12 protein-coding genes are annotated in these 13,154 nt (G+C 69.7%); 2 read left to right on the top strand and 10 right to left on the bottom strand.

Features of this window, described 5'->3' with window-relative positions; translation table 11 throughout:
• The first annotated feature begins 26 nt into the window (after positions 1-26).
• Both BTH_RS04060 and BTH_RS04055 read left to right on the top strand, forming a co-directional pair.
• On the top strand, positions 27-257 hold the full coding sequence (locus tag BTH_RS04060) for a hypothetical protein (RefSeq protein WP_009896039.1): 231 nt from the start codon (positions 27-29) through the stop codon (positions 255-257).
• Between the two features lie 365 nt (positions 258-622).
• Positions 623-1,270: a hypothetical protein gene (locus BTH_RS04055; protein ID WP_009896038.1), complete on the top strand. Its 648-nt coding sequence runs from the start codon at positions 623-625 to the stop codon at positions 1,268-1,270.
• 73 nt (positions 1,271-1,343) lie between these two features.
• On the opposite strand, the gene sctC is transcribed toward BTH_RS04055, so the two are convergent.
• The 10 genes from sctC to BTH_RS04005 all read right to left on the bottom strand — a co-directional run bounded on the left by sctC (position 1,344) and on the right by BTH_RS04005 (position 12,911).
• Positions 1,344-3,161 carry a type III secretion system outer membrane ring subunit SctC gene (gene sctC / locus BTH_RS04050; RefSeq protein WP_011401022.1) on the bottom strand — a complete coding sequence of 606 codons (1,818 nt, stop codon included), beginning with the start codon at positions 3,159-3,161 and terminating at the stop codon, positions 1,344-1,346.
• Between the two features lie 120 nt (positions 3,162-3,281).
• Positions 3,282-4,964 carry a shufflon system plasmid conjugative transfer pilus tip adhesin PilV gene (pilV, locus tag BTH_RS04045; protein WP_009896036.1) on the bottom strand — a complete coding sequence of 561 codons (1,683 nt, stop codon included), beginning with the start codon at positions 4,962-4,964 and terminating at the stop codon, positions 3,282-3,284.
• Positions 4,964-5,443 carry a type IV pilus biogenesis protein PilM gene (gene pilM / locus BTH_RS04040; protein ID WP_009896034.1) on the bottom strand — a complete coding sequence of 160 codons (480 nt, stop codon included), beginning with the start codon at positions 5,441-5,443 and terminating at the stop codon, positions 4,964-4,966. The genes pilV and pilM overlap by 1 nt, the downstream gene beginning before the upstream one ends.
• Positions 5,444-5,482: 39 nt before the next feature.
• A complete protein-coding gene (locus BTH_RS04035) occupies positions 5,483-6,034 on the bottom strand; it encodes a type 4 pilus major pilin (protein ID WP_011401021.1) in 552 nt (183 codons plus the stop codon).
• A gap of 47 nt (positions 6,035-6,081) precedes the next feature.
• Positions 6,082-7,158, bottom strand: coding sequence for a type II secretion system F family protein (locus BTH_RS04030; protein WP_009896030.1), 1,077 nt, complete (start codon positions 7,156-7,158; stop codon positions 6,082-6,084).
• The gene (locus BTH_RS04025) at positions 7,148-8,764 is read right to left on the bottom strand and encodes a GspE/PulE family protein (protein WP_009896028.1); all 1,617 of its coding nucleotides are present in this window, start codon (positions 8,762-8,764) and stop codon (positions 7,148-7,150) included. Before BTH_RS04025 ends, BTH_RS04030 begins: the two co-directional genes overlap by 11 nt.
• Positions 8,761-9,258 carry a type IV pilus biogenesis protein PilP gene (gene pilP / locus BTH_RS04020; protein ID WP_009896026.1) on the bottom strand — a complete coding sequence of 166 codons (498 nt, stop codon included), beginning with the start codon at positions 9,256-9,258 and terminating at the stop codon, positions 8,761-8,763. Before pilP ends, BTH_RS04025 begins: the two co-directional genes overlap by 4 nt.
• A 13-nt stretch (positions 9,259-9,271) precedes the next feature.
• Positions 9,272-10,561: a type 4b pilus protein PilO2 gene (gene pilO2 / locus BTH_RS04015; protein ID WP_009896023.1), complete on the bottom strand. Its 1,290-nt coding sequence runs from the start codon at positions 10,559-10,561 to the stop codon at positions 9,272-9,274.
• A gap of 11 nt (positions 10,562-10,572) precedes the next feature.
• On the bottom strand, positions 10,573-12,333 hold the full coding sequence (locus tag BTH_RS04010; protein ID WP_009896022.1) for a PilN family type IVB pilus formation outer membrane protein: 1,761 nt from the start codon (positions 12,331-12,333) through the stop codon (positions 10,573-10,575).
• Positions 12,333-12,911 carry a toxin co-regulated pilus biosynthesis Q family protein gene (locus tag BTH_RS04005; RefSeq protein ID WP_009896021.1) on the bottom strand — a complete coding sequence of 193 codons (579 nt, stop codon included), beginning with the start codon at positions 12,909-12,911 and terminating at the stop codon, positions 12,333-12,335. Before BTH_RS04005 ends, BTH_RS04010 begins: the two co-directional genes overlap by 1 nt.
• Between the last annotated feature and the right edge of the window lie 243 nt (positions 12,912-13,154).

Genomic DNA, 13,154 nt, shown 5'->3' with positions numbered 1-13,154 from the left:
TATCCGGCAACAGAGGAGCAACGCCCATGTCGTCGATCCCGCATTCCCGGGAAGCCGAGGCCGCACAACGTTTTTTCGAGGCGACGCGCAACGTCGACCGCGCATTTCGCGCCGTTCGCGGCGACGCCGGCGAGACGACGTCGAGCGTCGAATACGCGTCCGCTGTATCGCGGCTCGATCACGCGCTCGACGAGCTCGCCCGGGCGCAGGCGCTGTTCGATTCGGCGGTGCGGATGCGCTCGCGCAAGCGCAACTGAAGCGGCGCGTTTTCGCCGCGCCGTGCCCGCGTCGACGATGCGCGATGCCGAGCCGCGCCGGCGCGCGTCGAGCCGCGGCGATCGCCCTGCCCCGTCTGCACGTCAACCGCGCCGGGCAGCATGCGCAAACCGGCGCATGCCGGCTGCGATCACGATAGCTCCGCACCGTCGGCATCGCGGCCGCCCCCGGCGCCGAACGTTTTCGGCGATGATTCGAAGCGTGCGCAAGCAAACCGGCTGCCCATGCCCAGTTTCGCCGCACGCCGCCGTCAACCTCGAATCATCCGCCGTCTCCGCGCGCCGTCACCCGCCGCCCCGCGACACGCGTCGCGCGTGCGTCCGGCGCGCATGGCCCACGCTTGAACATGATCGCCGCTCCCGTCCTGCATACGCTGCTGCTTCGAATCCTTCACTGGCTTCGCCATCACACGCGCGGTTTCGTGCGCTCGGACTTCTGGCCCGGCCGCGCGTTCCTCGACGCGTTCGTGGCCTTCGCCGCATGGGCGCTGCCCGCGATCGCGGGCGTCGTCGTGACCGACTGGCTGCACAGCCGCCAGCCGGTCACGTACCTTCAGACAGCGATCCAGGAAGGCATCGGCCCACACATCTGGAACGTGTTCGGCGCGCTCGGCATGATTCTCTTCGGCCTGCTCGTCGCCGCGCCGCGGCAGAAGTGGCTCGCGCTCGCCGCGTATCAGGTGATGCTCAACACCTATTCGTTCGGCGCGCTGGGGCTGGGCCTTCTGCTCGGGCAGTGGATCTGCATCGGCGCGCCGCCGGCATCCGGCCTCCTGCATGCGTCGATGCGCACGGCGGGAATCGGCGCGCTGTTCTCGATCGCGTTCGGCCTGAATCTCGCCGCCTGGTATGTCGCTTTTCTCGCGTCGCCGAAACGCATGCACACCGGCTTCATGCTCAAGATCGCCCAGTGCGCGCCGCAGTTCCGCCTGCCGCTCGCCGCGACGATCGTGGCGGCGGCGTTCGCGTCGCTCTATCTCTATCTCGGACGATGACCGCGATGCGCGCGCACTTCGGGCCGGCGCGCATGCGGTTTCCGCCCGCGCGAAGCGGCCGCTTGCCGCCCGCTCAAGGCTCGATCACCCTCGGCGTCACGAGAAAGAGCCGCTCGCTGTGGCTGTCCTGCTTGTCGGTCGAACGGAACAGCGCGCCCAGCAGCGGCAGCTTCGACAGCACCGGCACCCCCGATTGCGTGCTCGAGCGAGCGTCCACCTTGTAGCCCGCGATCAGGAGCGCCTGCCCCTGCTCGATGAACGCCTGCGTGTTGATCTCGTTCGACACGATCACCGGAATGTTGTCGACCCTCTGCTGCGACAGCTCGCCGTCGACGATCCGCACGTCGAGCTTGATCTGCGTGCGCCCGCCTTCCTCGACGACCATCGGCAGCACGCGCAGCGACACGCCCGTCGAGATGCTGTACAGGTCGGCCGACGTGTAGCCCGCGACGCGCACGAAGAACTGCTTCTTGTTGTCCATCACCGCCTCGACGTTGTCTAGCGTCGTGACTTTCGGGCTCGCGTCGGTGCGCGCCTGGTTCGACGATTCGAGCGCGTCGATCCGCGCAAGCAGATAGCGGCCGGCGTCGCCGAGCACGGCCGTCAGCGACAGGCCGAGCGGGCTCGCCGGCACGCCGACCGAATCGTTGCCGGCAAGCGAGATCGAGCCGAACGTCGGATTCAGCGTGCCGTTCGCATACGAATTCTGCGACGTGAGCCCCGTGCCCGTCTGCAGGTCGACATGGCTGTTGTGCGCGCGCCAGTCGACGCCGAGCTGCTTGAGCGCGCCTTCGTCGATCTCGATGATGCGCGCCTCGATCTCGATCAGGCGCGGCTTCACGTCGAGGAGCGCGATGAGGTCCGGATACTGCGCCATGTGCTCGGGCACGTCGCGCACGAGGATCGAGTTCGTGCGCGGATCGGCCTGGATCACCGGCAGATCGGCCGCGTCGCCCGCGCCGCCGGGCACGCCGTTCGCGTCGGGCATGCCGCCGCCGGGCGCGCGCCCCGCGCCCGGATTCGCGATCGCCGCGGCGAACATGCCGCCCGCACGCGGATCGCCGCCCTGTCCGCCGGGGCTGCCCGCCGGCATGCCCGCGCCGTCGCCCGGCTGCGCGGCCTGCAGGTATGGCGGCAGCGGCGGCAACGGCGGCACGCCGCCGCGTCCGCCGCCGAGATCCGTCATCGGCGCGGCGCGGCTGATCGGCTTGCCGACCGTCGTCTGTGACGCGCGCTTGCCGTCGCCCGGGTGATACATCCGGTTCAGCAGCGACGCGACGCCCGGCATCGACACCGTCGTGCCGTCGACGTTCACGTCGCGGTCGGCGGCCCACGCGTGCTTCAGCGAGAACACGCGGATCTGCGTGCCGCCCGTGCGCGCGGAATTCTCGTCGAGCCGCTCGGCGACGCTCGTCACGAGCTCGACATAGCGCGGCGGCCCCGCGACGAGCGCCGTACGCTGCTGCGCGTTGTAGGTCATCGGATAGCGCGGGTCGGCCACCTTCATCTGTTCGAGCAGATCGCGCAGGTCGCCCGTGTTCGCGTGATCGAGCTTGACGAGCGTGCTCTTCATGTCGCTCGCGGGCGTCACGTACAGCACCGTGCCGTCGTAATACCAGACGAAGCCGAACGATGCGGCGAGCGTGTCCAGAAAGCGCTGCGGCGACATCTTCATCTTGCCGCTGACGGCGCCGCTCACGCCGGGCGCGACATTCGCCGCGATGTTCTGACTCGCGGCGAGATCGCGCAGCACGTCCTTCACGTCCTTGCCTTCCGCCGCGTACTGGATTTCGGTGCTGCGCCAGCGGATCGGCGCGGCATCGGCGGAAAGGCTCGCGAGCGAGCACAGCAGGGACAGCAGGGTCAGCAAAACGGGGATCTTGGCCTTCATGGGTCCGTCCGGTGGGGGCGCGCGCACCGCCGTGTCGGACGGATCGCGCGCCGCGAATGGGAGACCCCTGCAGTTAACCGCAGCGGCGCGCGGCGGCGGCCGCGCGCGGCGAAGGCCCGTTCAATAGAACGAATTGATCGTCCAGCCGGTCGCGAGCGGCGTCTGGAGGAATGTCCGCTTGCTGTTGCAGTAGTCCGACGTCCACGGCGTCCCGGGGCCGGAGTAGGTCGCCCAGTTGCTGTACAGCACGACCTTGTAGCCCCGCCGCGGCTCGGCGGCCTGGTTCAGCGTGACGTTGATCGTCGCCGCATCGTCGATGAGCTTCGGCGATTGCGCATCGCCATGCGCGATCACCTTGTTGTCCTGAATATCGACGATCTCGACGACGAGCCGCATCTGCCCTTCCCAGCCTTTCGAATTGCAGACCGCGTAGCTCATGTGCATGTACGCGCTCACCGAAATGAGCCCGTTGTTGTCGAGCGTGACCGGGCGCTCGATCCGGTACGTGTAGGTGCCGTCGTCCGCGTACGTGATGAACGATCCGTTCGGATAGCCGCCTGTGTAGGTGTGCGAGCATTGCGGGAAATCCTTCGCGCCGGGTGTCGCCATCAGGATCTGGCAATCCATGTCGGTGCTGCCGATCTTGATCCCCGACTGCGGCAGCCACTTGCCGTTCTGGCACGACAGCACCTGCCCGTCCTGGCCCATCGATATGAGCCCCGCAGTGGGCCGGGTGGAATCCGCCGCGCACGGCGTGTTGACGACGACGCGCCCGGTGATTTCGTACCGGTTCGCGGAGACGACGCCGGGCACGATCAGGTTGTCGTTCTGATCGATCGCGAGCGCCTGCCAGGCGCCGCCCGTCCACGCATAAGCGCGGAACGTGTCGAGCGTGAGGCGCACGTCGCCTTTTTCATTCGATGCATCGGTGGGCAGATCGTTGGCCGTCTCAACGGGGTCCTTCCAGTAGCCGCCCGCGCCGCGCCACACGCCGTTCCTGCAGCTGAGCAGCCTGCCGTCCGCGTCGGCGCCGAGCTTGCCGTTCGTGTAGCCGCCGGCCGCGCCGCAGTTCGCCGCGTCCACGCTGCCGTCGACGAACGTATGCGTGAGCCAGATCGGCACCTGCATCGCGTTCGCCTCCGGATGCCCGCCCACGCCGACGCGGTACAGGTAGTCGCTGTTGATCTGCTGGCCCGGGCCGTTGAAGAAGATCTCGTTCGCGAGGTGGCCGGCGTTCGGCGGCGAGGCGTCGGCCGGATCGCATTTCGGCGAGCTGCCGCCGAGGTATGCGCCAAGCGGCATGCGCCAAGCGTCGAACGCGCCGCGCGCCTCCGTCGAAAAGCGCGTGCTGATCGAGCCGCCGCCCGGCCCCGAGCTCGCGGCGACGAGCCCGAGGTCCTTGTCGCCGATCGTCTCGCCGCCTGTCGTCACGACGAGCGCGTCGAGCCCGGCGCCGCTCGCGCTCCGCTTGACGAGCACGCAGGTGTGCTGGCCGTACGCGTTCGCCGGGCGCAGCGCGGCGGGCAGATCGTTCGCCGCCTGCAGATCGGCCAGCGTCATCACGACGGGCGTTTGCGTGTTCGCGCGCTGCAGCCACGCATCGTAGTCGCGCTTCAACGCGCGCGTCGCCGCGGCCGTCACCTGCGCCTGATACTGCGCGGCCTGCTGCGCGCGCACGTCGTCGAGCGACGCGTCCATCATCGCCGCGATGCCGGCCAGCATCAGCGCGGCGATCGCGAGCGCGCCGAGCATCTCGATCAGCGCGAAGCCGCGCGCGCGGCGGCGGGAAGACTTGAAATGCATCAGTACGCCTGCCCCATCCAGACCGGAAGACCGTTTGCGATCGAAAGCCCCGCAGGCAGCGGCACGCCGTTCGCGGGCGCGCCCGGATACGCGTAGGCGGGGCGCACGACCGCGCCACGGTATGCAACGCCCGCGAGCAGCGAGCCGTCGGCGCGCGTCGCGATCTCGCCCGCGATGTTCACGGGCGGCATCGACGCCGCATACGCGACGACAGTGCCGTTCTCGACGTAGTTGCGCCATAGCGGGTTCGCGCCCGGATACCACGCTGGAAACGCGAGCTGCGCGTTCGGCACCGCGCCGCGCGTGCCCGGATGCGCGCGCGCGTAGTCGAGCGCCGCCTGGCGATAGACGGCGAGGTCGTCGGCGAGCACTTGCGCGGTGCGCGCCGGTTGCAGTGCGGGAACGACGGACGGGCCATGCAGCGTCGCGTAGACGGCGGCAAGCGATGCGAGGGCCAGTGCGGCGGCTAACGCGTACATGAGCGGCGGCGTGAATGTTGGAAAACGACTCGGGCGGCGTCAGTTCGACGTCCAGACGATCGTGGCGTTGTCGGCGCAAGCACCCGTCGCGTTGGTCGGCGCAACCGGATAGTTCACGGATTTCTCGCCCACTTTGGCCGAAACCCAGTTGCCGCCGGCAGTCAGCGTATTGATGCAGACATCGCGCGGGACGTTCGTGTACTCGACCGTAAAAGTCTGTCCCGCTCCCTTCACGGTTACCGTACCGCCCCACGTATTCGAGACTGCATCGTTGGTGCCGGTTGGCAGCGTGTTCGGAAACACCTTCGCCGCGATGAGGTTCGCGTTCAGCGACGCAGTCCCGTAGGTATTCACCTGCCCCATATAAAGCTTCTTCGTCCCCGTCTGAATCGCGTTCAGCTCCTCGGCGAGCCGGTTCGTGTTCGCACTGGAAAACGCCGAGCCGAGCAGCGCGATCGCGCCGACGATCACGATCGCCGCGACGCCGAGATATGCGATGCTCTCGAGCAGCGACGCGCCGCGCTCGTTGCGGTGACGCCGGCAGAACGCCGGCTCGTGCCGATAGGCGGGATGGGCTGCGAGTGGTTTCATGTTGGTTTCTCCTGAATTGAAAATGCGCGGCTTGAAAAAGCGCGACGTCAATGCATCGCGCGCGTCATCGCGGCGATTTCCTGCTGGATGCCGAAGAAGCCCGTCACGAGCCAGCCGATCAGCAGCGCGAGCACGACGATCGCGACGCCGTTGAGCACGCGCATCTGCGCGGCGATGCGCGCGACGCCTTCTTCGAGCCATTCGTCGGCGAGCATCTTGAGCGCCGCGTCGAAGCCGCCGTACTCCGCGTAGATGCACAGATCCTCGACGATCTCGCGCGACGGGAACTGGTAGCCGGTGTTGAGCAGCGCCTCGCCGGCGTTCAGGCCCGACTTCACGCCGACCAGCGTGTCGTCGATCCGCTCGCGCAGCCAGGGTCCCGCGACCGCGCCGATCTTCAGCAGCGCCTTCTCGACCGTGACGCCCGACGCCTGCAGCGCCGAGAACGCGATCAGAAAGCCGCTGCCCGCGACGAGCCGGTAGATCGAATAAGGCGGCACGCGGTCCGCATAGATGCGCAGCGGCCCGCGCCAGCGCGGCAGCGACCACGCGAGCCCGACGAGCGCGGCGACGAGCACCGCGACGACGACGAGCATCCAGCCCTGCACGAACAGCGACATCAGATACAGCGAGCGCGCGGCGCCGTGCCAGCGCGACGGATCGGCGATCAGCGCGAATTTGGGGATCACGTGCGTGCCGAACAGGTACAGATAGCCGATCACCATCACGACGAGCCCGGCCGGATACGCGACGCCGCCCGTCACCGCGCGGCGGATCTTGCGGCCCGACTGCACGATGTCGGCCACCGACGCGAGCGCATTCTCGATGCGCCCCGCCTGCTCGCCCGCCGCGACGATCATCTGCTCGGTCGCCGGCACCCAGGCGCCCATCGCCTCGGACAGCATCCCGCCGTTCTGCACGGCGAGGCGCCAGTCGGACAGCACGATCGCGAGCGGCTCGTGCGGCTTGCGGCCCTCGCGCGACGCGCGCCATTCGAGTTCCTCGAGCACCTTGAGGAGCGGCAGCCCGTTGCCGAGCATCTTCGCGATCTTCCGGTACACGCGCAGCCGCTCGTCGGCGTTCAGGCTGAGCTTCGCCCAGCGGCGATTCAGCTCAAGTGCCATAGCTGAATCCGACGAGCGACAGTTGCTGCCGCGCCTCGCCCGCCACCGGCGCGAGCGTGCCGACGACGCGCTCGACGCCGCGCGGGTCGACGAGCCCCGCCGCGACCTTGCGCAGCGCGTGCTCGGCGAGCGTCATCCCGCCGAGCGTGCGGGTCCAGTACTCGAGCGCGCCGATCTTGTCGCCGTCGCGCAGGAACTCGAAGAGCCGCGCATCGGGCAGGATCACTTCGGCAACCACCGTGCGGCCGATCGTGCCGGCCTCGGCGCACTGCGCACAGCCGTCGCCCTCGATGCACACGTCTTGCATCCGCGTGTCGAGCGCGAGCCGCAACCGCGCGAAGAGGCCCGGCTCGATCCGCTCCGGACGATCGACGAGACGCAGCTTGCAATGCGGGCACAGCAGCTTCACGAGACGCTGGCTGATGAGCCCGGAGATCACCGTGTGATCGGTGACCATCCGCGCGTGCAGGCCGAGATCGATGAGGCGGTCGGCGATCGCGAGCGCGCTGTTCGCGTGCACGGTCGTCCATACCTGATGGCCCGTCATCGACGCGCGCAGCGCGGTCTGCCCGGACGCGCGATCGCGGATCTCGCCGATCATGATCGTGTCCGGGTCGAGGCGCATCGCGTTCGTGATCGCCGCCGCGAACGCGAGCGCGCGCGCGTCCTCGGTCGGCGCGTTCGCCACCGGCGTCTGCACCGCGCCGTCGATCGGATATTCGATCGGGTCCTCGACGGTGATCACATGCAGGCTGCCGTGCGATTCGTCGATCTGCGCGGCGAGCATGCGCTGCAATGTCGTCGACTTGCCGGAGCCCGTCGGGCCGCTGATGATGTTCATGCCGTGCGGCTGCGCGCGCAGCGCGCGAAACGCGGCGACGTGCTCGGGCGCGAAGCCGAGCGCCGCGAGATCGGTCGCGTCGCCCGCGTCGTTGTACAGCAGCCGCAGCACCATCAGGCTGCCTTCGCTCGTCGGCGTCGTCGCGATCCGCACACCGTACAGGTCGTCCGGCAACTTGTCGCGATCGCCGATGCTCGCGTCCTGCCGCTCGCTCGGGCGGTAGCTGTTGTCCGACACGGTCGTCATCGCGCCGTACAGCGTCGCGAGCAGCCGCTCGCCGTGCTCGCGCGTGTGCTCGTTCACGCGCACGAGATCGTTGTGAATCCGGAAGTAGACCTCGGTGCTGAAACGGCGCACGCGAATGTGGATGTCGGATGCGCGCTCGCGGCACGCGCGGCCGATCAGCTCCTTCGCGAGCACCTGCATCACCGTGTGATCGAGCCGCTCGCCGCCGCCCGCGACGTGCTGCCGGTACGCCTCGCGCACCTGCATCAGCGTGGCCGGCGTCGGCCGGTACGGCCGGCCCATCCGGTCGAGCCGCGCGCGATACGACAGCACGAACGGATTCATCTCGTGGCCTTCGGCGATCAGCAGCCGCCCGTCGTCGAACAGGCAGACGAACTTGCGCTCCTCGACGCTCGCGGCGAAGTCGCCCGCTTCGCTGACGGCGCGCGGGCCGCGCGGCGGCGCGGCCGCAGCCGCGTCGGCGGCGGGCGGCGTCGCGCGCGCGGCCGCCGTGTCGGTTCGTTGCGCGCCCTGGCTCATGATCCGCTCGCCGGCATCGAGGGCAGCGTCGGCAACGGCGCGGCCGCGTCGGCCGGCAGCGGCGGATTGCCCGCATAGGAGGACGACGGCGACGCCGTCGACAACCGGTAGGTGCGCCCGCGATTCGACACGACGACCGCGCGCGGCTCGATCGCGACGACGCGTCCGCCGTCCGGCAGCGCGTCGCCGCGCTGCACCTCGAAGTCCGCGCCGCCGTTCATCCGCAGCGTCGCGAACGCGCGCTTGCCGACGCCTTCGATCGCCGTCACCGCGAACTGCCCGGCCGGCGCGCCGCCGCCGAGCACGCGCGCGAGCTGCGCGGCGCGCTCGATGACCTGCTGCTGGGTTTCGAGTTTCTTCAGTTGCGCCTGCAGCAGCACGGTCTCGCTTTGCAGTTGCGTGAGCCGTGCGGCGGTCGCGCCGCCGTCGTCGGACGGCGCGGGCCCCGCCGCGCGCGCGGCGCCGGCGAGCAACGCCGCGCCGAGCGCGCACATCGATCGAACGCGACTATTTCGCATAGAGCACTCCTTCGAGAGTCCACTGATTGTTCTGGTAGGCGATGCGCTCGACGCGCAGCCCCGGCACGTCGATCGCGCGCACGAACTCCGGCGGCGCGACGCCGCCGAGGCGCGCGTTCAGCCGGTACGCGCGCCACGCGGGCGCCGCGGCCGCCTGCTGCGCGAGATCCGCGAGCGGCGCGCGCGAGGCCTGATCGGGAAGCAGCCGGTCCAGTTTAGCGGCCGCGTCGAGCCATTGGAGACGCGACAGAAGTTGCGTCCTGACAACCGAATCGTCGACGAGCGGCGTGTCGTCCGCCGTCGGCGCGGTGAGCGGCACGTCGAGCGTCGCGCGCTCGCCGTCGGTGTCGACCGTCGCGGCGGGCTCCATCGCGAGCAGGTAGCGCACGTTCGAGCCGTTGCGCGCCCACGCGTAGTGCGCCGTGCCCGGCGTGCACTCGTAGCGCTCGAGCCGCCACCCGCCGGGCGAAAGCCGCCCGAAGCGGGTCGCGCACGCGCGCGCGAACGCGACCGCGTCGGGCAGCTTCGCCCACGGCGGCGCAACGGGGCCGCCTCTCGCCTGCCGCGCGGCGAGCTCCGCGCGCACCCGTTCGAGCGCCGCCTCGCGCTCCTGCGCTTCGAGCTTCGCGCGATGGTGCCAATACGCGAGCGCGCCGCCGAACGCGACGCACGCCACCGTCGCGGCGATCAGCGCGGCGCGCGGCGACAGCCGCCGCTCGACGGGCTTGAGCGCCCACCAGCGCTCGGTGCGCGGCCGGCCGCCGCGGCGCGGCAGCAGTTCGTCGAGCCGCTTCGGCTGGAAATTCTGGAAACCCTGCTTCTCGAGCTCCGGCTCGCCGATCACGACGTTCCAGCCGCCCCACGCGTAATCGGTATGCAGGCGCTCGAGCGCTTCCTCGCGGCTGCCGACCCAGTCGCCGTTCGGCATGAACGCATGGTCGCGCACCGCGAAGTACGCCCAGCGCCCGTCGGGCAGCGCGAACGCGCCCAGCCAGTTCGGCGCGGGCTGGCGCCGCCCGTTGTAGAACGCGCCTTCGAGCGCGATCGCGCGCGACACCATCGCGCCCAACGAAAGATGCCCCGGCGCGAAGCCGTCGCGCGTGTTCGCGTAGCCCGCCGCCGCGACGCCGCGATCGATCCGCAGCACCATCAGGTCGAACTTCAGCTTCTTCGCGAGCTCGACCGCTTCGGCGCGCAGCTCGTTGCGTCTCGACAGCGATTGCCAGAACAGGCCGCCGACGAAGCGCTGGCGGCCGATTTGAATCACCTGCGCGCTCATCGCCGGCTCCGTTACGCGCCGCCGCGCTGCGTGACGGGCGTGATCAGGATCACGATCACCTCGCGCGCACGCTGCGCCTCGTAGCCGCCGCCGAGCGCGATCATCTTCGGCGTGCCCACGCCGCGCTCGTCGAGCGAATCGTTCGCGCCTTCGTAGCCGCTGATCACGAGCGTCTCGCCCGATTTCATCGCAACGCGCTGCAGGAAGTTGCGCATGTCGACGTCGGGCGTCTGGATACGCGCCGCGCTGCGCCCTCCCGTGCTGCTCGACACCTCCTTCAACTGGAGCAGCGACGAGATGTTCGTCGAGAACTGCAGCATCACGGTGCCGTCGTCGAGCACGTGCGGCAGCAGCGTCATGTTGAAGCCCGTCGTCACGACGCCCGGCGTGAGCGCCGTCGACGAGCCGACGTTCGCGGTGTTCGTCGTCGACACCGACGCGAGGTAGCCCGTCTGCGTCGCGACCTGCACGGGCACCGGCTGGTTGTTGAGCGTCGTCACCGACGCCGACGTCTTGCGCCGCACCGTCCCCTGCTGCGACAGCGCGCGAATCAGCAGCTTCGTGCCGTTGAAGCGGCTCGTCGGGCTGAGCACGGTCGCGGACAGATCGGCCGGCTTCGTCAGCGACACCGGATTGAACGGATTGGTGATGTTGAATCCCGCCGACATCGTCTTGTAGACGAGGCTCCAGTCGATCCCGTACGCGTCGCCCGCCTTCAGCGACACGCTGAGCACGGTCACGTTGAGCAGCACCTGCCGCGACAGCGAGCGGTTCTGCTGCGTCATGAACGCGGCGACGCGCTCGAGCACGTCGGGCGTGTCGGTCACCGAGATCGAGCCGGTAGCGGGCGACGAGACCGAGCTGCCGTAGCGCGACAGCATTGACTGGATCGCGCTCTGCAGGCCGTTGAACACCGACAGTTGAGAGTTCACCGCGGTGTTCGCCGTGTTGTTCGCGGTGAGGCCCGTCGTGCCGCCGCTCGCGCCGTTGATGCCACCGCCCGAGCCGCCCGACTGCGAGCCACCCGAGGTGCCGTCGCTCGTCGCGCCGCTCACGACCGACGCGTTCAGCGACGAATCGCCCGGAATCGCGTTGACCTGAAACGTGCGGGTATCGGTGAAGAAGAAGCGGATCGTCCCCTGCTCGTATTTCCAGAAGACGCCGAAGCGCGCGCACGCCGCGTCGAGCAGGCCGCGCAGCGTGCCGCCCGCGTACACGATGCGCACCGGCGCGAACGACGTGCCGGCGCCGCCGTCCGGGCCCGCGCCGCTGCCGCCCGCCTTGCCGCCGCCGGCCGACGCGCCGCCCGGCATGCCGGGCGGCAGCGGCGGCGTCGAGCGAGCGCCCGCCGCGTCGAGAAACACGGGCGCGCTGCGCGCCGCGCCGTCCGCGCCGCCGCCTTGCTGCGAACGCGCGGCCGCCTGCTGCGCGCTCGCGGCGACCTGCGTCGGCACCTGGGTCAACCGCGTGATCTGCTCGGCAAATTCGGACAACGAAGAGACCGCGCGATCGAACGACGCCGGCTCGTCGAACAGCGGCGGCAACTGCTCGCCGCTGCGCAGCTTGACGGCGCCCGCCGACACCCACAGCCCATCGTCGACGACGACGGGCGCAAGCGCGTGCACGCTGTTGTCGCCGTCGGACGCGCGCTTGAAGAGCGCCGCGGATTCGTTCGACTCGCGTCGCGCGTCGCGCTCGATGCCGCCGCGAAGCCCGGTGCAGCCGGCAAGCCATGCGACGGCCAGCAATGAAATAGCGAACAATACGCGCATCAGCCCGCTCCTTGCGCGACAACGCGCAACACGTGATTGCCTCGATAGAGAATCGCCTGGATCGGCGCGGACGTGCGGCCGAGGCTCGCGACGAGCGCCTGCAGCGCATCCTCGAACGAGCCGCGCAGCGTCGCCTGCGCATCGATGCTGAAATCGACGGGCGCATCCCAGACGAGCTGCCAGCCCGCCGTATTCGCCCATCGCGACAAAACGCCGCGAATCGTGCCGTCGGACGCGCGCACGTCCCACGTGGGCATGTCCCGCACGGGCACGTCCCGCACGGGCATGTCCGCAACCGGCTGCGGCGCGGATCGCGCGGCCGTCGCGTCGGCGTCGGCCGGCATCGCCGCCGCGGGCATCGTGTCCGCGGCCCGGGCGGCCCCGGCCGACGCCGCCGGCGATGGCGCGCGAAACACGTCGACGCGCGATGCCGTGAGCGGCGCGTGATCGAAGCGCTCGGCGAATGAGCCGCCCGATGCCGGATCGGTGCCGGCGGGCGGACCGCTCGCCGCGCATTCGGTTGCGAAAAGCGCGATCGCGATGAACGCGGCCGCGGCGACCGTGGCGCCGTGCATCATGATTTTCCTCGTTACTCGACTGCTGCCGTGCGCCGCTGGCCCCCGCGCTTTGCCGCCCGGCGATCCCGGATGCCGCGCCCGACGCATCGGGCTGCCTTCGCGGCCGGAAATGACTTTCCGAACCCGGGATTACCTCGGCTTTACATAATAGGTCTGCGCACGCAGTCGCATTATTGAATTGATTATTGCGCGGCAAATATACCCCGAACAGTTTGACAAAAGCTAGTTGACGTGCAAAATTCA

Origin of the sequence: Burkholderia thailandensis E264 (assembly GCF_000012365.1) — a bacterium.
In the GTDB taxonomy this organism is placed as follows: domain Bacteria; phylum Pseudomonadota; class Gammaproteobacteria; order Burkholderiales; family Burkholderiaceae; genus Burkholderia; species Burkholderia thailandensis.
This window is presented reverse-complemented; position numbering and strand designations above follow the sequence as displayed.